Raw genomic sequence first — 23,463 nt, 5'->3', positions numbered from 1 at the left:
TGGCTCAGCCCCGCTTGCGCGGTTCAGCCAGGTGGGTGATGGTTCCTTGGGCGGCGGCACACAGCTTGCGCTGCGCTCCCTGCGCGGCAAAAATCTCGCAACGAACAACAGCCTGGCTGCGCCCGGCATGCACCACGCTGGCTTCGGCGCAAAGCCGCTCGCCAAGCGCGGGACGCAAATAATTGATCTTGAACTCCGAGGTCACGACCGCGGACCCAAGCGCGCTGCCGCCGGCGAAGGTGAGGGCGTTATCGGCCAAGTAGCACAGCACGCCGCCATGGGCAAAGCCGTTCTGCTGCAGCAACTCGGGGCGCAGCGGCAATTCGAGGATGGCGCGGTTGGCTTCATAGGCAACAAGCTCCGCGCCCATCAGCGCACTGAAAGGCTGCTGCGCCAGCACGGCGCGGCCAAGATCGAGCATGGTGTTCATCGCACGGCGTCCAGGGGCTCAGTTGCGCACCGGCTTGCCGGTTTGCAACATGCCCATGATGCGTTCCTGGGTCTTGGGGTTGTCGAGCAGGGCACAGAAGCGTTCGCGCTCCAGGCGCATCAGCCAGGCTTCGTCGACCACGCTGCCGGCATCGACCTCGCCACCGCACATCACCTCGGCCACGGCGGCTCCGAGGGCGAAGTCGTGGGCGCTGATCTGGCCGCCGTCGCGCATGTTCACGAGCTGGCTCTTGATGGTGGCGGTGCCGCTGCGCCCGGCCACGGTGATGCGCGCCGCAAGCGGCGGGCGCCAGCCGCTGTCGGCCAGCGCACGCGCCTGCGAGCAGGCCACGTGCAGCAGTTCGTCCTTGTGCAGCACGATCACGTCCTCCGGCAGCAGATAGCCCATCTGCCGCGCCTCGATGGCCGACTTGGACACCGCCGCCATGGCCGGCTGCATGTACAGCGCCTTGAGGAAGGCCAGCACGTCGGCGCTGCCGCCATTGGCCTGCGCCAGCTCACTGGCTCGACGGGCGAGATACGTGAGTCCCCCGCCGCCCGGAATCAGGCCCACGCCCACTTCCACCAGGCCGACATAGCTTTCCAGCGCCGCCACGCGGCGCGCGGTGTAGGCGGCCAGCTCGCAGCCACCGCCCAGCGCCAGGCCGCGCACCGCGGCCACCACCGGCACCTGGGCATAGCGCAGGCGCAGTATCACGTCCTGCAGCTTCTTTTCCTCGGGCTCGATGGCCTTGGAGCCACCGGCCATGAAGGCCGGCAACATGGCTTGCAGATCGGCGCCGGCGGAGAAAGGTTCGGCGGTTTGCCACACCACCAGGCCGGCAAAGCGAAGCTCGGCTTCCTCCACCGCCTTGTGCAAACCGGCCACCACACCGGGACCGATGGTGTGCATCTTGGTTTTGAAGCTGGCCACCAGCACGTCGTCGAAACCGGGCGCCGTCCACAGGCGGATGGATTCATCCTCGAACACCGTGGCACCCGCCTTGGCAGGATCACTCGCGGCCTCGCCGAGCACGGTTTGCGGAAACAGCTGCCGCGCCATCACCGGCAATTCGCGGCGCGGCTTGTAGCGGCCTTCGGCGGCCGACCACGAACCCTCGGGCTTGTGCACGGCATCGATCTGCGCCACCCAGGCCGGCAGCGGCGCGCTGCACAGCGCGCGGCCGGCGGCGATGTCCTCGGCGATCCAGTCGGCGATCTGCTTCCAGCCGCCTGCCTGCCAACTCTCGAACGGACCTTCGTTCCAGCCGAAGCCCCAGCGGATGGCGAAGTCCAGGTCGCGGGCGTTGTCGGCCACCGCGCCCAGATGCACGGCGATGTAATGCCACACATCGCGGAACACGGCCCAGAGGAATTGCGCATGTGGGTTGGTCGATTCGCGCAGCAGTTTGAAGCGCTCGGCCGCGGGTTTTTTCAGCATGCGCGCGACGATCTCATCGGCCTTGCCGCCACCCGCCACATAGTCGCCGCCCTTGGGGTCGAAGCGCAGGATGTCGCGGCCCACTTTCTTGTAGAAACCGGCGCCGGTTTTTTGCCCCAGCGCGCCCTTGTCCACCAGGGCCTTGAGCGCCGGCGGCGTGGCGTAGAGCGCGGCGAACGGGTCTTTGTCCGCAGGCAGGGTGTCGGCCATGGTCTTGATCACATGGCCCATGGTGTCCAGGCCGACGACGTCGGCGGTGCGGAAGGTGGCGCTCTTGGCGCGGCCGAGTTTGCTGCCGGTGAGGTCGTCGACCACGTCGAAACTCAGGCCGTAGTGCTCGGCCTCGTGCATCACCGCCAGGATGGAAAACACACCGACGCGGTTGGCCACGAAGTTGGGCGTGTCCAGCGCCCGCACCACGCTCTTGCCCAGGGTGGTGGTGAGGAAGGCTTCGAGCTGGTCCAGCACCTCCGGCGCGGTGGCCGGCGTGGGGATGAGTTCGACCAGCGGCATGTAGCGCGGCGGGTTGAAGAAGTGCACGCCGCAAAAGCGCGCGCGCAAGTCCGCATCGAAGCCTTCGCTCAAGGCCGTGATCGACAGGCCCGAGGTGTTGCTGGCGAACAAGGCGTGCGGTGCCAGATGCGGCGTGACCTTTTTGTACAGGTCGTGCTTCCAGTCCATGCGCTCGGCGATGGCTTCGATCACCAGATCGCAACCCGCCAGCAGCGGCAGGTCGGTTTCGTAATTGGCGGTGCGAAGCTGCACGGCGTCGTCATTCAGGCCGAACGGAGCCGGACTGAGCTTTTTCAGATTGGCCACGGCCTTGTCGGCGATGGCGTTCCTCGAACCGTCCTTGGCGGGCAGGTCGAACAAGATGACGGGCACGCGGGCATTGATGCAATGGGCGGCAATTTGCGCGCCCATGACGCCGGCGCCCAATACGGCGACCTGGCGAATCGGGAATCGGGAAGTCATGTCGGGTCCTTGGTTTGGGTATATGGAGTCGCTGGATGCGAGGCAAGGTTCAGGCGAACACCGCCTCGGTATCCATCAAGGCTTTGGCGCCGCTGCGCGCCATGCGGATGGCGGCGGCCGATTCTGGGTAAAGCCTGGCGAAGTAGAACCGCGCGGTCTGCAGCTTGGCCTGGTAGAAGATCTGGTCTGCTGCGCCCTGCGCCAGTTTGTCTTGCGCGGCCTTCGCCATGCGGGCGAAACCGTAGGCGAACACCAGATGCCCGACCACGCGCAGATAGGGCACGGCGGCAGCGCCCACTTCCTCGCGGTTCTGCATCGACTTCATCGCCAGTTCCATGGCGAGCTTCTGCACCTTGTCGCCCAGGTCGGCCAGGGGGTTGACGAACTCCTGCATCGCCTCGCTCACGCCTTCGGCCTCGACAAAAGCGGCGACGATCTTGCCGAACTTCTTGAGCTTGGCGCCGTTGTCCATCAGCACCTTGCGGCCAATCAGGTCGAGCGCCTGAATGGTGTTGGTACCTTCGTAAATCATGTTGATGCGGGCGTCGCGCACATATTGCTCCATCCCCCATTCGTGGATGTAGCCATGGCCGCCGAACACCTGCATGCACTCGTTGGTGGCGGCAAAACCGTTGTCGGTGATGAAGGCCTTGACGATGGGCGTCAGCAGCGCGACCAGGTCGTCGGCATCCTTGCGCACGTCCTCGTCCGGGTGCAGGTGGGCCTGGTCGAGCATCAGCGCCACCCAGTAGGCGAGGAAGCGCCCGCCCTCGGCCCAGGCGCGGGCCGTGAGCAGCATGCGGCGCACATCGGGGTGAACGATGATGGGATCGGCCGGCTGCTCCGGCGCTTTCGGGCCGGTGAGCGAGCGCATCTGCAGGCGGTCTTTCGCGTAGGCCAGGGCGTTCTGGTAAGCCACCTCGGTCAGGCCCAGCGACTGCATGCCCACACCCAGGCGCGCGCCGTTCATCATCACGAACATGGCCGCCAGGCCTTTGTTGGGCTCGCCCACCAGCCAGCCGGTGGCGCCGTCCAGCGTGATCTGGCAGGTGGAGTTGCCGTGAATGCCCATCTTGTGCTCGATGCCGGAGCAGAAAATGCCGTTGCCCTGGCCCTTGTTGCCGCTGGCATCGGGCAGGAATTTGGGCACGACGAACAGCGAAATGCCTTTGCTGCCTTCGGGCGCGCCGGGCAGCTTGGCCAGCACCATGTGGATGATGTTCTCGGCCAGATCGTGCTCGCCGCTGGAGATGAAAATCTTCTGCCCCGCGAGCTTGTAGCTGCCGCCGTCCTGCGGCTCGGCCTTGGTGCGAATGAGGCCCAGATCGGTGCCGCAATGCGGCTCGGTGAGGCACATGGTGCCAGTCCACTGGCCCGATGCGAGCTTGGGCAGGTACAGGTCTTTCTGCGCCTTGCTGCCATGCGCGGAAAGCAACTCCACCACGCCTTGCGTCAGGCCGGGGTACATGGTCCAGGCCTGGTTGGCGGCGTTCTCCATTTCGTGCACGGCACTGCCCACCAGATGCGGCAGACCCTGGCCGCCATATTCGGGCGCCGCGGTCAGCAGCGGCCAGCCGGCTTCCACATACTGGGCCCACGCCTCCTTGTAGCCCTTGGGCGTGGTGACGGCGTGGGTGGCTGGGTCGTAATGGCAGCCCTCGCTGTCGCCACTCAGGTTGATGGGAAACAGCACTTCGGCGCAGAACTTGCCAGCTTCCTCGCAGACCTGGTTGATGAGGTCGGCATCGACATCGGCATGGGCGGGAAGTTCGCGCAGCGCGGGCACGACATCGAGCACTTCGTGCATGACGAACTGCATGTCGCGCAGCGGTGGGGTGTATTGGGGCATGGTGGTCTCCTGGAATGGGTATGGGTTGTGGGCGCGCGGATGGCGGCGTTTCAGTCGCCGCCGCCGGAGAGGGTTTGCAACAGCTTCATACCGGTCGGGGTGGCATATTGGCCGATCAGCCGCTGGTAGCCTTGCTGCGCCAGTTCGACGCAACCGTGCGCTCGCAACAGCCGCGAATCGTGGTGCAGTGCGAGGATTTGGCCGTGCAGTTCGAACGTCAGCAACTGCGCCGGAGTCTTGGCCTGCAGATGCCCGACCTCGATGGCTTGCAGCACCGCGCGCAACAGGGCGTCGTGCCAGGTCTGCACCATCAGCACCAGGGCGTCGCGTACCGGGCCGGGCCGGTCGTCGAACTCGACGGCGCCGGAAATGTAGATGCAGCCGGTTTCCACCTCGCGGCTGACCTGCTGCACCCAGCGGTCGAACAACATATGCAGTCGCGGAAGGCCGCGCGGCTGCTCCAGCGCAGGGTAGAACACCTCGGCCTCGAACAGGCTGTGGTAGCGGCGAATGACGGAAATCTGCAGCTCTTCGCGCGAGCCGAAATGGGCGAATACACCGGACTTGCTCATGTCCATGCGGTCTGCGAGCATGCCGATGGACAGCCCTTCCAGGCCGATGCGCCCTGCCATTTGCAGCGCGCAATCGAGAATCGCCTGACGGGTCTGGCGGCCCTTGCCCGGCAACTCGGCAGGCTCGCCAGAGCTTGGGGCGACGACCCGCGTGGCGGCAGCAAGCCTTGGGGCGGATCTGACGGCGGATGCAGGTTTACGGGGCATGGCGGCTTGGCTTCAAAAATCGAACGATCGTACTATTTCTGAAACCGCTGGTTTTGTCAACACAAACCTGCGCCCGAACCGGGCTTGGCCGCCTGCGCACGGGCCAGCGCACCGGGCGGCTGACGCCACGATGCGGTGCAAAGGATGTCAGGAATGCGGCAGCATGCCGCAAGTCCTCACGCCAGCAGAACGCCGATGGCGCGCTCGACGCCGCCTGCAGTCAGCCGGCCGGGGCCGTTGCGCGTGAACTGCAGCAGACAGCCGCAGACATAGATGGCCAAGAGCTGGGCGCGCTGCGCAGGGTCGAAGCCTGAGGCCAAGCCTCCCTGCTCCACCGCCAGCTTCAGGCTCTGCCGCAAGGCGGCTTCGACACGCTCGAAAAACTGGTTCATGCGCAGTTGCAATCGCGCGTGTTCGCCAACCAGCGCATCGCCGGCCATGACGCGGCAGAGGCCGGCGTTTTTCTCGGCGAAACCCAGCAAGGCCTGGACGATGCGAGCCGCCTGCTGGGCGCCGGATTCCTGCTGCTGCGTGATCTGGTTGATCAGGCCGAACACGCTGCGTTCGATGAACTCGATCAGCGCCTCGAACATTTGCGCCTTGCTGGCGAAATGGCGGTACAGCGCCGCTTCGGAAACCTGCAGGCGCTGCGCCAGCGCGGCGGTGGTGATGCGCTCCGTACCCGGCTCCTCCAGCATGCCGGCGAGGCATTGGAGGATTTGCTCGCGCCGCTCGCCGGGCTTGGGGCGCTTGCGCGGCTGCGCCGAAGCCGCCAGCGCAGGAGCGGAATTCAACGCGAGATCAAGGAACGCAGACGCCATAGTGAGCCGATTCTCGCACGCACATAGGCTGGGCGGCCATGGCGTGCCCTCGGCTTGGCCGCCGCATGGGGCTGGCGGCGCAGCGCACGGTGGTCGTAGCGCGTGAACCATGCGCCGCGCAGGCCCAGGCGCCGTGCGGACTTGAGGTGCTGCAAAGTATCTTCCACCAGCACGCATTGCGCCGGGCGCAGCTGGTGGCGCCGCAGCACATGGCGCAGCATGCGGGCGTCGGGCTTGGGACGCAGGCGCCCGAACTGGCGCATGTCCTCGATGCTGATGACGCCCTCGAACAACTTGAGCAGCTTGAGCTGGCGCAGCACCCGCAGGGCATAGTCGCGCGGCGCATTGGTCAGCACCCATTTGCGCCCCGGCAGACGGCGAAGAGCCGCACGCTGGCTGGGATCGGCGCGCAGCATGCGGGGCAGCTCGGGGAAGCGATGGGTCTCGGCCAGGAAATGCGCGGCCTTCACGCCATGCTCGTGCATCAAGCCCAGCAGCGTGGCGCCATAGCGCTGCCAGAAATGACTGCGAATGCGGTCGGCCTCGGCCGGGTCGACGCCGAGGCGGCGCTGGATATAAGCGGTCATCTCGGCGTTCATCAGCGGGAACACCTGCCACGAGGCATCGTGCAGGGTGTTGTCCATGTCGAACAACCATGCCGGTGCATGGCTGGCATCACGCCGCATCGGCGCACTCCAGGCGGGCGAAAACATAGCGTCCGCCACCAAAGCGCGCCGGTGCGAAGTGCGGTTCGACGGCGGCGACCGCATGGGCCACGGCCTGGGCAAATCCAGGCCCGTCGAACACGAAGGTGTGGAACTCGCCGTTCTCGCCGCAGGCATCCACGCCCGGCGGCAGCGCGTCGATGAATGCGGTGTCGAACAATCGGCCGCAAAAACTGTCGGGCAGGTGGCGGCTGTCGACGCAGACCACACGGGCGCTGTAGCCCAGGGCGATGAACTCGCGTGCCAGCTCCGACCTCGGACGGCCCCACAGGGGCAGCTCGGCGCGCAGCCCGGCAGCGGCGCAGACCTGCTCCTCCCAATCGCGGTGCGGCTGCAGGTCGATGTCGCCAAACACCGCAGCCAGCGCGCCGCGACCGGCCAGTTCACGCAGCTTGGCGGCGAACACGGCCTGATAGTCGTCCCAGTTCGCGCTGGGCGCCACCAGCTCCAGCCCGAGCGCCACGGCCTGCGCCTGCATCAGCTCCAGAGGCACGCCATGGCTGCGCAGGCGCTCGCCGGATTCGTCGAGCATGGCCAGGAGCCAGCGCACGTCGAGCCCAGCCGCGCGCGCCTGGCGCAAGGCGAGCATCGAATCCTTGCCGCCGCTCCAGGAGGCCAGCGCAGCGCCGCTTGCGGTGGCCTTCGGGCGCTCAAGCAGGCGCCGGGCCGCTCCCAAGCTTGCTCGACCCCCTCGGGGGGCGGGCGCCGCTTGCGGTGACCTGGAGGCCATCACCATCAATGCGAGCGGATCATGGTGCCGAAAGCCTGCTCGGTGAGGATTTCGAGCAGCATGGCGTGGGGGATGCGGCCGTCAATGATGTGCACCGAGTTCACGCCCGAGCGTGCGGCGTCGAGCGCCGAAGCGATCTTGGGCAGCATGCCGCCGGAGATGGTGCCGTCGGCGAACATCTCGTCGATCTCGCGCGCCGTCAGGTCGGTCAGCAGTTCGCCCTGCTTGTTGAGCACGCCGGGGGTGTTGGTCAGCAGCACCAGCTTCTCGGCCTTGAGCACCTCGGCCAGCTTGCCGGCCACCACGTCGGCGTTGATGTTGTAGTTCTCGTTGTTCTGGCCGAAGCCCAGCGGCGAGATCACCGGAATGAACTGATCGTCCTGCAGCGCCTTGACCACCGCCGGGTCGATGGACTCGATCTCGCCGACCTGGCCGACATCGTGTTCGAGTTCGGGGTTGTCGCGGTCGCGCATGCGCAGCTTGCGCGCCTGGATCAGGCCGCCGTCGCGGCCGGTCAGGCCCACGGCCTTGCCGCCGGCGACGTTGATCAGGCCGACGATGTCCTGCTGCACCTGTCCGGCCAAGACCCACTCGACCACTTCCATGGTCTCCTCGTCGGTCACGCGCATGCCTTGAATGAAGGTGCCCTTCTTGCCGATCTTGGCCAGCGCCTCGTCGATCTGCGGGCCGCCGCCGTGCACCACCACCGGGTTCATGCCCACCAGCTTGAGCAGCACCACGTCCTCGGCGAAATCCTGCTGCAGCCCGGCGTCGGTCATGGCGTTGCCACCGTATTTGATGACGATGGTCTTGCCATGGAATTTGCGAATGTAGGGTAGCGCCTGGGCCAGGATCTCGGCCTTGTCGCGCGGGGAGATATGCGTCAACTCGGGCGTGGCATGCGGGTGTTGGTCGGACATGGCGGGTGGTCTGCGGTTGGAGCGTGCGGTCGGGGCGTGGGGTCAGTGGACGCATTCAACACTGAAAGCGGGCGAGCGCATTTTAGGAAGACCCGCGCAGGTTCAGGGTTGGATGGATGATTGTTAAACTTTGTTGCATGAAGACTTGGTCTCGCGTTCTGCTCATCATCATGCTCGCCCTGCTGCCACTGCGCGGCTGGGCGCAAGCCGTGATGCTCGCGGACGGCGAGCCGCTGGCGCCGACCCTGGTGTCGGCGCCAGCGCAGGGCATGGCCGACATGGCCATGGACATGGGCATGCACGATCACGCCGCGATGGCAGCCTCGCAAGACATGGGCAGCCAGCCGCCCGCAAGCGACGCCGACCGCGGTTGCAGCGACCACGCGCACCAACTCTGCGTGGTCTGCGGCATGGCCGCGGCCAGCCTGCCAGCCCCCTTCACGCCCCACCCTGGCCAGGTGCAACAGCTCTGCCCCATGGCAGCTTCCAGCGGCTGGCACAGCGCCGAAGCCCGCGCGCTGCTGCGTCCCCCTCGCCTGTAAACCTCGCGCTGGCGCGCGGCTTGGCGTACCCGAAGCCTTGTGCACCGGGGTTGCCCCAGCCCACAGCACAGTACATGCAAGCCCGGTGCCGCCAAGCGCAGCACCATATCCAGGCCCAGCCGCGTGCGCCCAAGCCGGCCACGCTGCAATGCGAGGTTTTCATGCAATACCCCGTCTTTCACGTTCCCTTGTTCGCCGTGCTGTCGCGTACGGCGCGAACCACGCTGCCCTTCGGCGCCTTGCTGCTCGCCGCGTGCGCACCGCTGCAAACGCAGAACAATCTGCGCGCGGCCAACGCCATCGCCCAACCGCACACCGGCCAGACCGTGGAGTTGCAAACCACGGCCGACGCGCACGCCGAGGCCCAGCGCCGGATCGACGCGCTGCTGGGCAAACCGCTATCCGCCGACGACGCCGTGCGCGTCGCCCTGCTCGGCAGCCCGGCGTTGCAGGCGCTGATCGCGCAGACGCAGGCGGACTCTGCCGCATCCACCCAGTCCGCAAGGCTGAGCAACCCGGTGTTCGGCTTCGAGCGCCTGCTGATTGGCGGTGGCGGGGTGGAAATCACCCGCAGCCTGAGCATCGGCCTGCTCGACCTGCTCACCTTCCCGAGCCGTTCGCGCATCGACTCGGCGCGGCAGGAGCAACTGCGTCTCACGCTTGCCAGCGAGGTGCTGCGCACCGCAGCGCAAGCGCGCATGGCCTGGGTGCGCGCGGTTGCCGCGCAGCAAAGCGCCGCCTACAACCGCGATGTGGAAGACGCCGCGCAGGCCACCGCCACCCTGGCCGCACGCATGCAGCAAGCGGGCAATTCCACGAAGCTCGATGCCGCACAGCAGGCGCTGTTCGCTGCCGATAGCCGCCAGCAGAGCAACCGCGCCGAGCTAGCCACGACCCAAAGCCGCGAGGCCCTGGTGCGGGCGCTGGGCTTGTCGCCCGAGCAAGCCGCACGCCTTGCCTTGCCCGCGCAACTGCCCGCGGTGCCGCGGCAACTTCCAGCCGCCAGCGCAAGGCCGCTGCAAACCGCCCTCGACACCCGGCTGGACGTGCAGCTCGCTCGCGCCGACTACACGGCCACTGCATTGGCGGCGGGCCTGGTGCGCAACACCAGCCTGATCGACCATGTGGAACTGGGCGGGGTGCACAAGACCTACAGCGACGCCGCGCCGCAAAACGGTTTCGACCTCATCCTGCCGCTGCCGCTGTTCGACCTGGGTGATGCCCGCCGCAGCGCTGCCGCCGACCGTGCGCTGGCGGCGCGCAACCGTGCCATCGCCACGGCGCAAAACGCCGCCTCGCAATTGCGCGAGACCGATGCCGCGCTGCGCCATGCCTGGCAGCAGCAGGACATCAGCCGCCAGCAGATCGTGCCGCTGGCGCAGTCCGTGCTCGACGAAAACCAGCTTCGCTACAACGGCATGTTGATCGGCGTGTTCCAACTCGTCGCCGCCGCCGCAGCGCAGGCACAGGCGGTGCGCGGGGGCATAGCCGCGCAGCGCGATTACTGGCTGGCCGATGCCGGCTGGCAGGCGGCGCAACTCGGCGTCGACGTGGGGCTGTCCGCTGCGCTCGACAACCCGTCCGCCAGCGCCGCCTCGCCTTCCGCCGCAGGCCACTGAGCCGCGCACCCCACAAGGAAACCACCATGAATACCCGACGCAACTTCCTCGGCGCCGCCGCAGCGCTCGTCGCCGCGAGCGCTGCCAGCCGCAATGCCCTGGCGACCGCGCCCGAGCCCTACAGCCAGACCAGCGCCGACACGGCAGCGCCCCGGCATCCGCAAGCCGGACGCCCCTACAACCCGGTCGTCACGCTCAACGGCTGGAGCCTGCCCTTCCGCATGAACAACGGCGTGAAGGAATTCCACCTCGTGACCGAACCGGTGGTGCGCGAAATCGCCCCCGGCATGACGGCCAAGCTGTGGGGCTACAACGGCTCCAGCCCCGGCCCGACGATCGAGGCCGTCGAGGGTGACCGCGTGCGCATCTTCGTCACCAACAGACTGCCCGAACACACCTCGGTGCACTGGCACGGCATCCTGCTGCCCAACGGCATGGACGGCGTCGGCGGACTCAACCAGCCGCAGATCAAGCCCGGCCAGACCTTCGTCTACGAGTTCGTGCTCAAGCACCCCGGCACCTTCATGTACCACCCGCACGCCGACGAGATGGTGCAGATGGCGATGGGGGCGATGGGTTTCCTCGTCGTCCACCCGAAAAATCCGCGCTTCATGCCGGTGGACCGCGACTACGTGTTCCTCATCAACGCCTACGACATCGACCCCGGCAGCAGCGTGCCGCGCATCAGCACCATGCTGGACTTCAATCTGTGGACCTGGAACAGCCGCGCCTTCCCCGGCATCGCGCCGCTGGTGGCGCGCACCGGCGACCGCGTGCGCATCCGCATGGGCAACCTCACCATGACCAATCACCCCATCCATCTGCACGGCCATGCCTTCGAGGTGGCCGGCACCGACGGCGGCTGGGTGCCCAAGGGCGCGCGCTGGCCTGAGGTGACGGTGGACATCGCCGTGGGCCAGATGCGCGCCATCGAATTCATCGCCGACAACCCCGGCGACTGGGCCTTCCACTGCCACAAGTCGCACCACACCATGAACGCCATGGGCCACAGCGTGCCCACCATGATCGGCGTCCAGCAGGACGACCTCGCCCCCAAGCTGCAAAAGCTGCTTCCCGACTACATGCCGATGGGCTCGAACGGCATGGCCGAAATGACCGAGATGGAGATGCCCCTGCCGGACAACACCCTGCCGATGATGACGGGGCGCGGCCCTTACGGCTCGGTCGAGATGGGCGGCATGTTCAGCGTGCTCAAGGTGCGCGACAACCTTGCGCCCGGCAGCTACAAAGACCCCGGCTGGTACCGGATGCCTCCGGGGACGCAGGCGCATGCGGTCAGTACCGATATTCCTTCAGCCGCCACCGACCCGAGCGAACCCCGATCCACTCCCGACACATTACAGGTGCGCAAGCCCATGCAGCATCAACACTGACCCCCCAACCCTCCCCACCTGTGGGGGAGGTGTTTCGCCCCCTCCCCACAGGTGGGGAGGGTTGGGGTGGGGAAGCCTCCACCTCGCTCAAACCTCAACCGGAGATCACCATGAAGACCACCGTTCAAACCCTCGCCGTCCTCGCCTTTGCCGCAGCACTGGCCACTTCCGCACTGGCCACTGGCAGCCATGCCGACCACGACCACTCCACCCCTGAAGGCATGGCGCAGCACATGCAGATGATGCAGAGCATGCCCGGCATGCAAGCCGCCTCGCCAACGGCGACCGCCGGGCAGCACGAAACCGATGGCGTGGTGCGCAAGATCGATGTCGCTGCGGGCAAGATCACCCTGCGCCACGGCCCCATTCCCAATCTCGGCATGGGCGCCATGACCATGACCTATCAAGTCAAGGACAAGGCCATGCTCGACGGGCTGAAGGACGGCGACGCGGTGCGCTTCACCGCCGAGCGAATCGACGGTGTCTACACCGTCACGCGTCTCGAACGCGCTCGTTGAGCCAGGCCCGCCCTGCTCCGTAGGCTGCCAGCCGGTGCCCACCTACACTGCAGCCATGCCACGCTTCACACGCCTGCCGATGGTCTTGCTCAGCCGCCCGCGCCTCGGTGCGGCGCTCGTGCTGGGGTTGTCGCTGTTCGTCGCACTCGACACCACGCTGACGACAGGGCACGCCCTGTTGCTGGCGTTCGACCTTGCCTGCGCCGCCTACCTGGGGGCGATTGCGCTGATGATGTCGCGCACCACCCCCGAGGCCATGCGACGGCGCGCCGAGTTGCAGACCGAGGGCCGCTGGACTGTGCTGGTGTTCAGCCTGCTGATCTCGGCCGTCGTGCTGCTCTCGCTCAAGACCGAGTTGCTGGCCAGCAAGCACAACTCGCCGCTGGATTTGCTGCTGGCCGGCGTCAGCATCGTGCTGGCGTGGATGTTTTTCAGCGCGGTGTTCACCCAGGACTACGCCCATGGCGACCACCGCGGCCGCCTGCAAGGCAAACCCTGCCTGCAATTCCCTGGAGACGCCGAGCCGGATTATTGGGACTACCTCTATTTCGCGATGAATCTGAGCATGGCGTTCCAGACCTCGGACGTCAACATTCTCGACCGCTCGCTGCGCCGCGTGGCGCTGCTGCATGGTGTGGTGGCGTTTTTTTTCAATGTGTTCATCGTCGCCCTGATGGTCAACGTGGTCGCAGGGGTGCTGTAGGGAAACGGAGGAAGATCGGCAAATTCGCGAAAAAATCGTCAAGAATGCTTGATGATGATTGAATTTTCAGCCCCCTATCTTTTAATCTTCAGTTCCGGCTCGGTTTTGAGCCTGAACCCAAGTCCCGAGCTCCATCAGGAGGAATCCATGCAATACAAAATGCTGGCCATCGCGGCCGTCGTCATGTCGCTGAGCGCGTGCCAAAAGGCTGAGCAGGCCGCCAGTTCCGCAGCCAGCGCGGCCAAAGGCGCCGCCTCGGCTGCCACCAATGCCGCGGCCAATGCAGCGAGCAACGCCGGCGCCGCCATGAACCACGCGGCCAGCGCCGCCAAGTCCGGCGCGGCAAATGCCGCCAGCGCCGCCCAAAGCGCGGCTTCAAGCGCCATGGGTGCAGCGAAAGACGCCGCCAACAGCGCCATGGGGGCCGCCAAGGATGCCGCGCAGAAAGCCAAGGACGCGGTGAAGAACTGAGTTTCTTCCGGCTCCAAACGGCGGACTTGGTCCGCCGTTTTTTTGCCCGTAGCCAGCATGCCCCAGCCTCAGGTTTGGCCCAGTGGGCGCGTGGGCACGGCGTCGGCATCATCCATCGCCGCTGGCGCTTCGGTCGCCTGCAGCGCGAGGGGCAGGTCCAGGGCGTCATCGCAGGCATGGCTCGGGATGTCGGCGCCGAACATGGTCCAGGCGAACTTGCGTGTGGCCTTGTTGCGCTTGCTGCGATAGAGCGCCCGGTCGGCCAGCATCAGCAGCGCTTCCATGCTCTGCGGTGTTGCACCCAGCCAGACGATGCCCAGGCTGAGCCCGGGAGTGACGACGCCGGATCCGGCAAGTTGCAATGGCCGCTGCACCTGGTCGATCAGGCGGCGCAAAGCGGGGTCGATGTCGGCGGATTCGCGCACCGGGGCGAAGGCGATCACGAATTCGTCGCCACCCAGGCGCACCAGATAGTCTTCCGGACGCAGCGCATGGCGCATGCGCTGCGCCACCTCGCGCAAGAACACATCGCCAGCCTGATGGCCGAAGCGGTCGTTGACCTGCTTGAAATCGTCGAGATCGACCAGCGCCAAGGCGTAGCGCCCAGATGTCCCGGGCCGGGCCCAGCCGGACAGAAATTCGGTTAGGGCGGCGCGGTTGGGCAGGCCTGTGAGCATGTCGTGCAAGGCCCGGTGTCGCTGGCTGTCGCGCTCGTTTGCCAGGGTTTCGCGCAGGCGCAGATTGTCGAGCACCAACTCGATCTGCTGTCGCAAGCGCCAGGCGCCGCGCTGGGTCGCGCGTTGGCGCTCGCTGCCACGGCCGAGCCTGGGAACGCCCTGCAAAACCAGTACGGCCCAGGGTGTTTGCTGCATGCTCACCGGCAGCGCCAAGCCCTCCTCGGGCGTGGCGCCAAGGGCTAGCACCTCTTGCTGCCGGGAATGCAAGGCCAGGGGCAGACATGGCAGTGGCAGTGCCGCCAGGCGCGGCGGCCCCGCATGGGCGAGCACGGCCATGTCGCCCACCTCGTCCACACGCAACAGCCACGCCGAACTGCACAGCCCATGTTCGAGCAGGCTTGCACAAAGCAGGCGCGGCAGATCCTGCAGGCTTTCCGACTTGAGGCCGGCACGCACGACGGCGCTGTAGGTACGGTCCCAGACGGAGCGCACGCGCAACGCCCGCATCATGCTGGCGGCCTGGAAGAAGACACTCCAGGCGAGCACCAGCATCGCCAGGGCCGCAAACCACTGCAGGCGGGTATTGCGCCACAAGGCGATCCATAAATCGCGCTGGGGAATGGTGACGAAGGCCGTGATGCCGAAGGCTCCAACCCGGTGCCAGGCCAGATTGCGCAGCATTTTGTCGGCCGAGACCAAACCACGAACGAAGCCTTGTTGCGCCGCCGGCTCTTGCCGCAAAGTTCGCGCCAGGACGCCTTGACGCGGCTTGCTGTAATCGCCGGGTTGCCGCGCTTCGGCCACCAGCGGGCAGCGCAGCAGCATGACGCCGTCATTGCGGATCCATCCTGCGGCGAAGCCGGGCCACTGCTTGTCTTGCTCCTGACTCAGTTTTTCCACCATGCTGGCCTGGGGCGAAAAATCCATGATCAACTCGATGGTGCCGATGAGCCTTCCCTGCGCATCGCGCACCGGCAAACGCAAGGGCACATGCCAGAGCGTGCTGCCTTCAAGATGCTGCATCGCGCCCACCTCCAGTTGGCCATTCCGCAGGCCGACCATGGCGCGGGCCGCGCCAGGCTCGCGGTGCCGTACCCCTCCAGGTTCGTCGCTCGCCAGCACTTGGCCCTGCGCGCCCAGTATCCGTGTGAACAACACGCGCGGCGGGCTCAGATCGTCATAGGCATCCAGCCACAAGTCGAGCGCGGAAGGGCTGGGTTGGAGCAACTCAGGCTGCGCGCCCAGCCCTTTGGCCAGCAAGTCGCCATATTGCTGCGCCCGGGAAAAATCCTTCTTCATCAACTCGGCCAGCAGCAGGGCATTGGCCTGCAATTGCCCGTTCACTTCGGCTTGTGTGCGGCGCTCGATCTGGAGGGTTGCCCACGCCGTGTAGAGCAAAACCAGCAGGGTGAACGCAACCATCCACAGGCGCAAGCGCCACACCCCCGAGGGAGTCAGTTGGCGCGGCGCAAGAGCGGCAGCGGGTGCTGGCATGAATGAGTGGGCTTCTGGCATGAATGAGTGGGCTTGGCGCGAAGCGCATTGGCTCAAGCATACATAGACCCCATTCGAAAACCCGGCGATCCTGGAAACGCTGTGCCGGCGCAACGTTTCCTGATGACAACGGGCGCGGAATCCGCGCCCGTTCGCGCTCACTGGCCTCGTGACGGCCCTTTGTGACGGCCCCGATGGGCCGTCGATGGGTCGAGAGGGAGGTCAAGCAGGTGCGCGCGTCATGCCGCGATGCGCCTGGGCGAACGCGGCGAAGCCCAGCATGAACAGTCGCAGTTGCTCGCGGACGTTGGCGTCGGACAGCGTGGCGTCTGGCGCGGACACGCTTGGTGCGCGTGGCACCAGCAGGCGGCCTTCGCTCCAGACTCGGCCCAGGCTGCGGGCGTAGTCGCGCCGGGCCTGCAGCCACGCACCTTCGGAGTTGAGCAGCACGCCGTCCATGTCGAAGACGACGGCGCGGATGGTCGTGTCGACCTCGGCGTGCGCCTGGGCCGCTCCGGGCGCCTCTTGCGCGCCCTCCGGGAGAGGGGTGCCTCGGTCCGGGTCGCAGGGCTGCGTGCTCATGCCGCCGCGTGCCTGCCGCCCAGCGCAGAGGCGGCGCGGGCCATCGCGGTGATGCGCGCCCAGTCGCGCGCAGCCAGCGCCTCTTCGGGCACCAGCCAGGAACCACCGACGCACGCCACATTGGGCAGGGCGAGATAGTCGGGGGCGTTGCCCGCGTGGATGCCGCCGGTGGGGCAGAAACGCAACTCGGGCAGCGGCCCGTGGAGCGATTTGAGCAGCGCCCGGCCGCCGGCCGCCTCGGCGGGAAAGAACTTGAGCGCGGAGAAACCCGCCTCGCGCGCGCGCATGGCTTCGCTGACGGTCGCCACGCCGGGGAGGAAGGGAACGGACGCAGCCCGCACCGCCGCGGCGAGATCCCGGGTCAGCCCGGGGCTGACGCCGAACTGCGCCCCGGCGTCGCGCGCTTGCTCCCACTGCGTGCGGTCGAGCACCGTGCCCGCGCCCACCCAGGCGTCGGGGACGGCGTCGCGCATGCGGCGAATGGCGGCCAGCGCCGCCGGTGTGCGCAGCGTGACTTCGAGGGAGCGGATGCCGCCCGCCACGAGTGCCGCGGCCAGATCGGCGGCGAGGCCGGCGTCGTGGACCACGATGACCGGCATCACCGGGCTGAGGTGCAGGATTCCGAGTGCGTCCATCTTGGGTCTCCCGGGCTCAGGCCGCATGCCAGTCGGGGTGGCGAAAGCTCGCCGCACCCTGCTCGGCGCCGTCCACCGCGTCGCGGAACACGGAGAACAATTCGCGGCCCACGCCGAACTGGTTGCCGCGCAGGCTCGCCACGGCGGGCGGGCGCGCCGCCCACTCGGCCTCGGGCACCTCGGCACGCAGGACGCCATGCACGGCGTCCACGGTCATCATGTCGCCGTCGCGCACCTTGGCCAGCGGGCCGCCGCTGGCGGCCTCGGGCGTGATGTGGATGGCTGCAGGCACCTTGCCCGAGGCGCCGGACATGCGGCCGTCGGTCACCAGCGCGACCTGGAAGCCGCGATCCTGCAAGACCGCCAGCGTGGGCGTGAGCTTGTGCAGCTCGGGCATGCCGTTGGCGTGCGGCCCCTGGAAACGGATGACGGCGACCAGATCGCCCGTCAGCTCGCCGCGCTTGAAGGCGCCGAGCAGCGCGTCCTGGCCGTCGAACACGCGAGCCGGCGCCGTGACCACGCGGTGTTCCGGCTTGACGGCCGACACCTTGATCACCGCCCGACCGAGATTGCCCTGCAGCAGCTTGAGGCCGCCGTCGGTGCTGAACGGATCGGACGCCGGGCGCACCACGCTGACATCGCGCGACGCGGTCTCGACCGCGCGCCATTGCACCTGGCCGTCGATGAGGAAAGGCTCCTCGGTGTAGCGACGCAGGCCGGGGCCGGCCACGGTGCGCACGTCTTCGTGCAGCAAGCCGGCGTCCAGCAATTCGCGGATGACGAAGGCCACGCCGCCCGCAGCCTGGAAGTGGTTCACATCGGCCTTGCCATTGGGATAGACGTGCGCCAGCAGCGGCACGACGGCGGACAGGTCGTCGAAGTCGGTCCAGTCGATGGCAATGCCGGCCGCGCGGGCAATGGCCACCAGATGAATGGTGTGGTTGGTGGAGCCGCCGGTGGCGAGCAGGCCGACGATGGCGTTGACCACCGCGCGCTCATCCACCAGTTCTCCGATCGGCATGGGCTCGGCGCCCACGGCCGAAATACGCACCGCCCGTTGCGCCGCCGCGCGGGTGAGCGCCTCGCGCAGGGGCGTGCCCGGGTGGACAAAGGCCGCGCCCGGCAGATGCAGGCCCATGATCTCCATGAGCATCTGATTGGAGTTGGCGGTGCCGTAGAAGGTGCAGGTGCCGGGCCCGTGGTAGGACTGCGTCTCGGCTTCCAGCAGCGCGTCGCGGCCGATCTTGCCTTCGGCGTAAAGTTCGCGGATATGCGCTTTTTCGCTGTTGGACATGCCCGTGGTCATGGGGCCGCCCGGCACGAAGATGCCCGGCAGATGGCCGAAGGCCAGCGCGCCGATGAGCAGCCCCGGGACGATTTTGTCGCACACGCCCAGATACAACCCGGCGTCGAACATCTGGTGGCTCAAGGCGACCGCGGTGGCCATGGCGATGACGTCGCGCGAAAACAGCGACAGCTCCATGCCCGTCTGTCCCTGGGTCACGCCATCGCACATCGCCGGCACGCCGCCGGCGAACTGCGCGCTGGCGCCCACTTCGACCGCTGCCTGCTTGATCCAGGCCGGAAACTCCGCCAGCGGCTGGTGCGCCGAAAGCATGTCGTTGTAGGCGGAGACGATGGCCAGGTTGGGGGGCGACTCGGGCTTGAGCTCGCGCAGCACGATTTTCTCGCGCCCCGGCATGGCCGCCATGGCGTGGGCGAGGTTGGTGCAGGACAGCTGGCTGCGCTCCACCCTGTGCTGGCCGGCTGCGCGTATGCGCTGCAGATAGGCGGCGCGAGGCCCGGCACTGCGGGAAACGATGCGGTCGGTGACGCGCGTGAGAACGGGATTCAAGGGCGACATGGGCATTTCGAATGAAGAGCTTCAAATGTAATATTGTTACGTTCAGGCGATACTATCCCTCACCTGGCCCGAGCGCAAGCGGAAGATCACTCGCATGGATCCGCAGCGCGGCGGGGCGGAGCATCCCCGGGGCGGGTCGATGCCGCTTGCCTATGGCATACCCATCCCATGCGCGCAGGCGAGACCATCCGAGGCCAGGCCGTCGTCCAAGCGCGGGGACATTGACCGAAGGTAATTTAGCTACATACCATATGCACTCGACAAGACAGAAAGCCAACCAGGAGACGCCATCATGACCACTTCCCCCCCCTTCGACATCGTGCTGTTCGGCGGCACTGGGGACCTGGTCATGCGCAAGCTGCTGCCAGCGCTCTATCAGGCGCACAAGGCGGGCCTGCTGCATCCACTGGGGCGCATCCTGGCCCTGGGCCGCAAGGACGCCGACCGCGCCGCTTACCTGGCGCAGATGGAGGCGCAGGCGCGGCCGCATGTGCAGGCCGACTTCGATGCCGCCGTCTGGGGCACATTCGCCGAGCGCATCCTCTATTGCAAGCTCGACGCCGAGCAGCCGGCCGATTTCGACGCCTTGGCGCAGGCGCTCGCCGGCAACGGTGGCCGCATCACCGTGTGCTACCTCGCCACCGCGCCGGCGCTGTTCACCGGCATCTGCGCCCAGCTCGCGCGCGTGGGGCTCAACCACCCCGGCGTGCGCGTCGTGCTGGAAAAACCGCTGGGCCGCGACCTGGCCTCGTCCAACGCCATCAACGCCGAGGTGGGGCGGCACTTCGCAGAAGACCAGCTCTACCGCATCGACCACTACCTGGGCAAGGAGTCGGTGCAGAACCTCATGGCGATCCGCTTCGGCAACACCCTGTTCGAGCCGCTGTGGCGCCGCGAATGGGTGGACAACGTGCAGATCACCATTGCCGAGGACCTCGGCGTGGAAGGCCGCGGCGAGTTCTACGACAAAACCGGCGCGCTGCGCGACATGGTGCAAAGCCACCTGCTGCAACTGCTGTGCATGGTGGCCATGGAGCCGCCGGCCACGCTCGAGGCCAATGCCATCCGCGACGAGAAGCTCAAGGTGCTCAACGCGCTCAAGCCCTTCAGCGAATCCGATGTCGCGACCAACTCCGTGCGCGGGCAGTACCGTGCCGGCGCCATCGGAGGCCAGCCCGTCGTCGGTTACCTGGATGAGGCCCGCATCGCTCCGGGCAGCCGCACCGAGACCTTCACCGCCATCAAGGCCGAGATCGCCAACTGGCGCTGGGCAGGGGTGCCCTTCTTTTTGCGCACCGGCAAGCGCATGCCCGAGCGCCTGGCCGAAGTGGTCATCAGCTTCCGCAAGGTGCCGCTGGCGCTGTTTCCCGGGCCGAGCATGGAGCGCGCGTCGAACCGACTGGTCATCCAACTCCAGCCCGACGAGAGCATCCAGCTCTATTTCCTCGCCAAGGAGGCTGGCGACGGCATGCGACTGCAGCCCACCTATCTGAACCTGGACTTCGACGCCACGTCGCAGCACCGCCGCGCCGACGCCTACGAGCGTCTGTTGCTCGATGTCATCCGCGGCAACCTCGGCCTTTTCATGCGGCGCGACGAACTCGAAGCCGCCTGGCACTGGGTGGAGCCCATACTCGCCGGCTGGAACAACAGCACCCTGCCACCCAAGCCCTACACCGCGGGGACCTGGGGTCCTGCAGCCTCCAGCGCCCTGCTCTCGCGTGACGGCGTGGCCTGGCATGAAGAACTCTGACGCACCCTTCGAGACCTGCGCCGACGCCGCGGACCTCGCCGCGCGGCTGGCCCGAGACCTGGCCGGCGTGCTGCGCGACGCGCTCGCAGCACGCGGCAGCGCGGTGCTGGCGGTGTCGGGCGGACGTTCGCCGGTGCCCTTGTTTCACGCCCTGGCGGCGCTGCCGCTGGACTGGGCGCGGATCACCGTCACCCTGGTGGACGAGCGCTTCGTGCCGCCAGACCACGCCGACAGCAACGCCGCGCTGGTCCGCGCGCACCTGCTGCAAGGCAACGCCGCGGCGGCGCACTTCTCGCCACTGGTCGGGGCCGACGACTTTGCCGCTGTCGCCACGCAAGCCGACACCGAGCGTGCGCTCGCGGCAGCCGTGGCCCGCGCCAACCGCGACGCGCTGCCCATTGACGTTGCCGTGCTCGGCATGGGCGATGACGGCCACACCGCCTCGCTGTTTTCCGGTGCGCCCGAAATCGCGGCGGGACTGAACCCTCGCAACCCCATGGATTGGCTCGCCGTCCATCCCCCGGCCGCACCCCATCGACGCATCAGCCTCACCCTCGCCGCGCTGCTGCGCGTCGGCCATCTGCGCCTGGCCATCTCGGGCGCGACCAAGCGCGCGGTCTACGCGGCGGCCCTGCAGGCGCGGCGCGACGACCTGCCTTTGAGCGCCCTGCTCCATCCACCACACGCCCATTTCCATGTCTACTGGAGCCCTTGACCCCGCACCCCGGCTGATCGCCGACATCGGCGGCACCAATGCCCGGTTCGCCCTGCAGACCCCGCAGGGGCTGGAGGACATCCGCGTGATGGCCTGCGCCGATCACCCCACGCTGGTGGACGCGCTGCGCAGCTACCTGGCCGCCGTCGGCAACCCGGCGGTGCGCCACGTCGCCATCGGCATCGCCAACCCGGTCTACGGCGACCAGATCCGCATGACCAACCACCACTGGGCGTTCTCGACCGAGCAGACGCGGCGCGATCTTGGGCTGGACACCCTCCTGGTGCTGAACGATTTTGCCGTGCTTGCCCGCGCGCTGCCGGTTCTGCCGGCCAACGAATTGACGCAGGTCGGCGGCACGACCGCCGTGCCCGGTGCGCCGCTGGGGCTGCTGGGCGCGGGCACAGGACTGGGCGTATCGGGCCTGGTTCCCACGGGCGCCGGCCGCTGGGTGCCGCTGGCTGGTGAGGGCGGGCACGTGAGCCTCGCATCGTTCGACGAGCGCGAGGTGGAGGTGTGGCGGCTGGCGCGGGCGCGCTACGGCGGGCATGTCTCGGCCGAGCGCGTGCTCTCCGGACCGGGGCTGGAATTCCTGCACCAGGCGCTATGCAGCCTGGCGGGCGAGGCGCCCGCAGCGCGCAGCGCCGCTGACATCAGCCGCCTCGGCCTGGACGGCAGCGACCCGCGCTGCGGCGAGACGCTGGACCTGTTCTGCGCCCTGCTGGGGACCGTGGCCTCCGACCTGGCCGTGACCCTGGGCGCGCGCGGTGGCATCTACATCGGCGGCGGAATCGTGCCACGGCTGGGCGACTACTTCGCCCGTTCCCCATTTCGCGCGCGCTTCGAGAACAAGGGCCGCACCTCGGCGTATCTGGCGGACATCCCGGTGTGGGTCATCCGCAGTCCGTGGCCCGCGCTGCTGGGCGCAGCGGCGGCGCTCGATCAGCATCTCGAACCGCCGGGGGAGTCGCGCCATGCTTGAGCGCATTCGCAACCAGATGCCGCAGCTCTCCGCAGCCGAGCGCCGCGTGGCGCAGTCGCTGCTCGAGCGGCCCAACGACTTCATCCAGGCCGCAGTGGCCGACATCGCCCGCGACGTGGGCGTGAGCCAGCCCACGGTCATTCGCTTCGCCCGCTCGGTCGGCTGTACCGGGCTGCAGGACCTCAAGCTCAAGCTCGCCGGCAGCCTGGTTGGCGGCATACCCTATGTGCATGCCAGCGTGGGCCCCAAAGACTCCACGGCCGTGCTCGCCGCCAAGGTGTTCGACAACGCCATTTCGGCGCTGCTGAACTGCCGCAACGCGGTCAGCCCCGCGTCGCTGGACCAGGCCATCCGCCTGCTGGCCGGGGCGCGCCGGCTGGAGTTCTATGGCCTGGGCAACTCGGGCATCATTGCCGCCGACGCGCAGCACAAGTTCTTCCGCTACGGCACGCCTGCCGTGGCCTATGCCGACCCGCATATCCAGGCCATGGCCGCCACCCTATTGGGACCGCAGGACGTGCTGGTGGCCATTTCCAACTCCGGACGCACCAACGAGTTGCTCGACGCCGTGGACATCGCCCTGCGCGGCGGCTGCAAGGTGGTGGCCATCACCTCCACGGGCTCGCCGCTGGCGCGGCTGGCCAGCGTGGCCCTGCTCGCCGACGCGCAGGAAGACGCCGAGTTCTTCAGCCCCATGCTGACGCGGCTGTTGCACCTCACCCTCATCGACGTGCTCGCCGTGGGCGTGGCGCTGCGCCGTGGGCCTGAACTCGTCGCCCTGCTGGAAAAAACCAAACGCAGCCTGAAGAGCCATCGCCGGCGCAGCGAGAGCTGACCCCCTCGCG

22 protein-coding genes are annotated in these 23,463 nt (G+C 67.6%); 10 read left to right on the top strand and 12 right to left on the bottom strand.

Features of this window, described 5'->3' with window-relative positions; translation table 11 throughout:
• Positions 1-4: 4 nt before the first annotated feature.
• From THIX_RS04580 to argB, 8 genes are all read right to left on the bottom strand, one after another.
• Entirely contained in the window at positions 5-430 is a 426-nt protein-coding gene (locus THIX_RS04580) for a PaaI family thioesterase (protein ID WP_112485261.1), read from the bottom strand.
• A gap of 18 nt (positions 431-448) precedes the next feature.
• Positions 449-2,845: a 3-hydroxyacyl-CoA dehydrogenase/enoyl-CoA hydratase family protein gene (locus THIX_RS04575; RefSeq protein WP_112485260.1), complete on the bottom strand. Its 2,397-nt coding sequence runs from the start codon at positions 2,843-2,845 to the stop codon at positions 449-451.
• 49 nt (positions 2,846-2,894) lie between these two features.
• The gene (locus tag THIX_RS04570) at positions 2,895-4,694 is read right to left on the bottom strand and encodes an acyl-CoA dehydrogenase C-terminal domain-containing protein (RefSeq protein WP_112485259.1); all 1,800 of its coding nucleotides are present in this window, start codon (positions 4,692-4,694) and stop codon (positions 2,895-2,897) included.
• A 50-nt stretch (positions 4,695-4,744) separates the two neighbouring features.
• Entirely contained in the window at positions 4,745-5,473 is a 729-nt protein-coding gene (locus THIX_RS04565; protein ID WP_112485258.1) for a TetR/AcrR family transcriptional regulator, read from the bottom strand.
• Between the two features lie 176 nt (positions 5,474-5,649).
• Positions 5,650-6,294, bottom strand: a complete 645-nt coding sequence (slmA, locus tag THIX_RS04560) for a nucleoid occlusion factor SlmA (protein ID WP_112488165.1) — start codon at positions 6,292-6,294, stop codon at positions 5,650-5,652.
• Positions 6,264-6,980 (bottom strand): pyrimidine 5'-nucleotidase, encoded by a 717-nt coding sequence (locus tag THIX_RS04555; protein ID WP_112488164.1) that lies wholly within the window; start codon positions 6,978-6,980, stop codon positions 6,264-6,266. The genes slmA and THIX_RS04555 overlap by 31 nt, the downstream gene beginning before the upstream one ends.
• Complete coding sequence (locus THIX_RS04550; RefSeq protein ID WP_233224397.1) at positions 6,970-7,695, bottom strand: diphthine--ammonia ligase; 726 nt, start codon at positions 7,693-7,695, stop codon at positions 6,970-6,972. The genes THIX_RS04555 and THIX_RS04550 overlap by 11 nt, the downstream gene beginning before the upstream one ends.
• A 59-nt stretch (positions 7,696-7,754) precedes the next feature.
• Positions 7,755-8,669: an acetylglutamate kinase gene (gene argB / locus THIX_RS04545; protein ID WP_112485257.1), complete on the bottom strand. Its 915-nt coding sequence runs from the start codon at positions 8,667-8,669 to the stop codon at positions 7,755-7,757.
• 137 nt (positions 8,670-8,806) lie between these two features.
• Between argB and THIX_RS04540 the strand changes: the two genes are divergently transcribed.
• The 6 genes from THIX_RS04540 (at position 8,807) to THIX_RS04515 (ending at position 13,916) form a co-directional block, all read left to right on the top strand.
• Positions 8,807-9,211: a hypothetical protein gene (locus tag THIX_RS04540; protein ID WP_112485256.1), complete on the top strand. Its 405-nt coding sequence runs from the start codon at positions 8,807-8,809 to the stop codon at positions 9,209-9,211.
• A 74-nt stretch (positions 9,212-9,285) separates the two neighbouring features.
• Complete coding sequence (locus THIX_RS04535) at positions 9,286-10,830, top strand: TolC family protein (RefSeq protein ID WP_233224396.1); 1,545 nt, start codon at positions 9,286-9,288, stop codon at positions 10,828-10,830.
• Between the two features lie 26 nt (positions 10,831-10,856).
• Positions 10,857-12,224, top strand: coding sequence for a multicopper oxidase family protein (locus THIX_RS04530; RefSeq protein ID WP_112485255.1), 1,368 nt, complete (start codon positions 10,857-10,859; stop codon positions 12,222-12,224).
• Positions 12,225-12,334: 110 nt separating this feature from the next.
• The gene (locus tag THIX_RS04525) at positions 12,335-12,742 is read left to right on the top strand and encodes a copper-binding protein (RefSeq protein ID WP_112485254.1); all 408 of its coding nucleotides are present in this window, start codon (positions 12,335-12,337) and stop codon (positions 12,740-12,742) included.
• Positions 12,743-12,797: 55 nt separating this feature from the next.
• Positions 12,798-13,445 carry a DUF1345 domain-containing protein gene (locus tag THIX_RS04520; protein ID WP_112485253.1) on the top strand — a complete coding sequence of 216 codons (648 nt, stop codon included), beginning with the start codon at positions 12,798-12,800 and terminating at the stop codon, positions 13,443-13,445.
• Between the two features lie 147 nt (positions 13,446-13,592).
• A complete protein-coding gene (locus THIX_RS04515; RefSeq protein WP_112488161.1) occupies positions 13,593-13,916 on the top strand; it encodes a hypothetical protein in 324 nt (107 codons plus the stop codon).
• Between the two features lie 68 nt (positions 13,917-13,984).
• Here THIX_RS04515 and THIX_RS04510 read toward each other — a convergent pair whose 3' ends face one another.
• From THIX_RS04510 to edd, 4 genes are all read right to left on the bottom strand, one after another.
• Positions 13,985-16,108 (bottom strand): diguanylate cyclase domain-containing protein, encoded by a 2,124-nt coding sequence (locus THIX_RS04510; protein WP_112485252.1) that lies wholly within the window; start codon positions 16,106-16,108, stop codon positions 13,985-13,987.
• 201 nt (positions 16,109-16,309) lie between these two features.
• Positions 16,310-16,669 carry a hypothetical protein gene (locus THIX_RS04505; protein ID WP_112485250.1) on the bottom strand — a complete coding sequence of 120 codons (360 nt, stop codon included), beginning with the start codon at positions 16,667-16,669 and terminating at the stop codon, positions 16,310-16,312.
• Entirely contained in the window at positions 16,666-17,304 is a 639-nt protein-coding gene (gene eda / locus THIX_RS04500) for a bifunctional 4-hydroxy-2-oxoglutarate aldolase/2-dehydro-3-deoxy-phosphogluconate aldolase (protein ID WP_112485248.1), read from the bottom strand. The genes THIX_RS04505 and eda overlap by 4 nt, the downstream gene beginning before the upstream one ends.
• Positions 17,305-17,320: 16 nt before the next feature.
• Complete coding sequence (edd, locus tag THIX_RS04495; protein ID WP_112488160.1) at positions 17,321-19,168, bottom strand: phosphogluconate dehydratase; 1,848 nt, start codon at positions 19,166-19,168, stop codon at positions 17,321-17,323.
• A gap of 292 nt (positions 19,169-19,460) precedes the next feature.
• Here edd and zwf point away from each other — a divergent pair, with 292 nt between their 5' ends.
• From zwf to THIX_RS04475, 4 genes are read left to right on the top strand one after another with little or no spacing between them, the layout of a single operon-like run.
• Positions 19,461-20,921: a glucose-6-phosphate dehydrogenase gene (gene zwf, locus THIX_RS04490; protein ID WP_112485246.1), complete on the top strand. Its 1,461-nt coding sequence runs from the start codon at positions 19,461-19,463 to the stop codon at positions 20,919-20,921.
• Positions 20,908-21,636 (top strand): 6-phosphogluconolactonase, encoded by a 729-nt coding sequence (pgl, locus tag THIX_RS04485; protein ID WP_112485244.1) that lies wholly within the window; start codon positions 20,908-20,910, stop codon positions 21,634-21,636. The genes zwf and pgl overlap by 14 nt, the downstream gene beginning before the upstream one ends.
• A complete protein-coding gene (locus THIX_RS04480) occupies positions 21,617-22,618 on the top strand; it encodes a glucokinase (RefSeq protein ID WP_112485242.1) in 1,002 nt (333 codons plus the stop codon). Before pgl ends, THIX_RS04480 begins: the two co-directional genes overlap by 20 nt.
• Positions 22,611-23,453 carry an SIS domain-containing protein gene (locus tag THIX_RS04475; RefSeq protein WP_112485240.1) on the top strand — a complete coding sequence of 281 codons (843 nt, stop codon included), beginning with the start codon at positions 22,611-22,613 and terminating at the stop codon, positions 23,451-23,453. Before THIX_RS04480 ends, THIX_RS04475 begins: the two co-directional genes overlap by 8 nt.
• Positions 23,454-23,463 lie beyond the last annotated feature (10 nt).

The organism is Thiomonas sp. X19 (assembly GCF_900089495.1).
Classification (GTDB): Bacteria; Pseudomonadota; Gammaproteobacteria; order Burkholderiales; family Burkholderiaceae_C; genus Thiomonas_A.
This window is presented reverse-complemented; position numbering and strand designations above follow the sequence as displayed.

Excerpts from the sequence above, each read along its gene's own strand:
- THIX_RS04580 (WP_112485261.1), bottom strand. The coding sequence starts at position 430 with ATGAACACCATGCTCGATCTTGGCCGCGCCGTGCTGGCGCAGCAGCCT.
- THIX_RS04575 (WP_112485260.1), bottom strand. The coding sequence starts at position 2,845 with ATGACTTCCCGATTCCCGATTCGCCAGGTCGCCGTATTGGGCGCCGGC.
- slmA (WP_112488165.1), bottom strand. The coding sequence starts at position 6,294 with ATGGCGTCTGCGTTCCTTGATCTCGCGTTGAATTCCGCTCCTGCGCTG.
- THIX_RS04565 (WP_112485258.1), bottom strand. The coding sequence starts at position 5,473 with ATGCCCCGTAAACCTGCATCCGCCGTCAGATCCGCCCCAAGGCTTGCT.
- THIX_RS04555 (WP_112488164.1), bottom strand. The coding sequence starts at position 6,980 with ATGCGGCGTGATGCCAGCCATGCACCGGCATGGTTGTTCGACATGGAC.
- zwf (WP_112485246.1), top strand. The coding sequence starts at position 19,461 with ATGACCACTTCCCCCCCCTTCGACATCGTGCTGTTCGGCGGCACTGGG.
- THIX_RS04525 (WP_112485254.1), top strand. The coding sequence starts at position 12,335 with ATGAAGACCACCGTTCAAACCCTCGCCGTCCTCGCCTTTGCCGCAGCA.
- THIX_RS04515 (WP_112488161.1), top strand. The coding sequence starts at position 13,593 with ATGCAATACAAAATGCTGGCCATCGCGGCCGTCGTCATGTCGCTGAGC.
- edd (WP_112488160.1), bottom strand. The coding sequence starts at position 19,168 with ATGTCGCCCTTGAATCCCGTTCTCACGCGCGTCACCGACCGCATCGTT.
- argB (WP_112485257.1), bottom strand. The coding sequence starts at position 8,669 with ATGTCCGACCAACACCCGCATGCCACGCCCGAGTTGACGCATATCTCC.
- pgl (WP_112485244.1), top strand. The coding sequence starts at position 20,908 with ATGAAGAACTCTGACGCACCCTTCGAGACCTGCGCCGACGCCGCGGAC.
- THIX_RS04480 (WP_112485242.1), top strand. The coding sequence starts at position 21,617 with ATGTCTACTGGAGCCCTTGACCCCGCACCCCGGCTGATCGCCGACATC.
- THIX_RS04475 (WP_112485240.1), top strand. The coding sequence starts at position 22,611 with ATGCTTGAGCGCATTCGCAACCAGATGCCGCAGCTCTCCGCAGCCGAG.
- THIX_RS04505 (WP_112485250.1), bottom strand. The coding sequence starts at position 16,669 with ATGAGCACGCAGCCCTGCGACCCGGACCGAGGCACCCCTCTCCCGGAG.
- THIX_RS04540 (WP_112485256.1), top strand. The coding sequence starts at position 8,807 with ATGAAGACTTGGTCTCGCGTTCTGCTCATCATCATGCTCGCCCTGCTG.
- THIX_RS04535 (WP_233224396.1), top strand. The coding sequence starts at position 9,286 with ATGCAAGCCCGGTGCCGCCAAGCGCAGCACCATATCCAGGCCCAGCCG.
- THIX_RS04520 (WP_112485253.1), top strand. The coding sequence starts at position 12,798 with ATGCCACGCTTCACACGCCTGCCGATGGTCTTGCTCAGCCGCCCGCGC.
- THIX_RS04570 (WP_112485259.1), bottom strand. The coding sequence starts at position 4,694 with ATGCCCCAATACACCCCACCGCTGCGCGACATGCAGTTCGTCATGCAC.
- THIX_RS04530 (WP_112485255.1), top strand. The coding sequence starts at position 10,857 with ATGAATACCCGACGCAACTTCCTCGGCGCCGCCGCAGCGCTCGTCGCC.
- eda (WP_112485248.1), bottom strand. The coding sequence starts at position 17,304 with ATGGACGCACTCGGAATCCTGCACCTCAGCCCGGTGATGCCGGTCATC.
- THIX_RS04510 (WP_112485252.1), bottom strand. The coding sequence starts at position 16,108 with ATGCCAGAAGCCCACTCATTCATGCCAGCACCCGCTGCCGCTCTTGCG.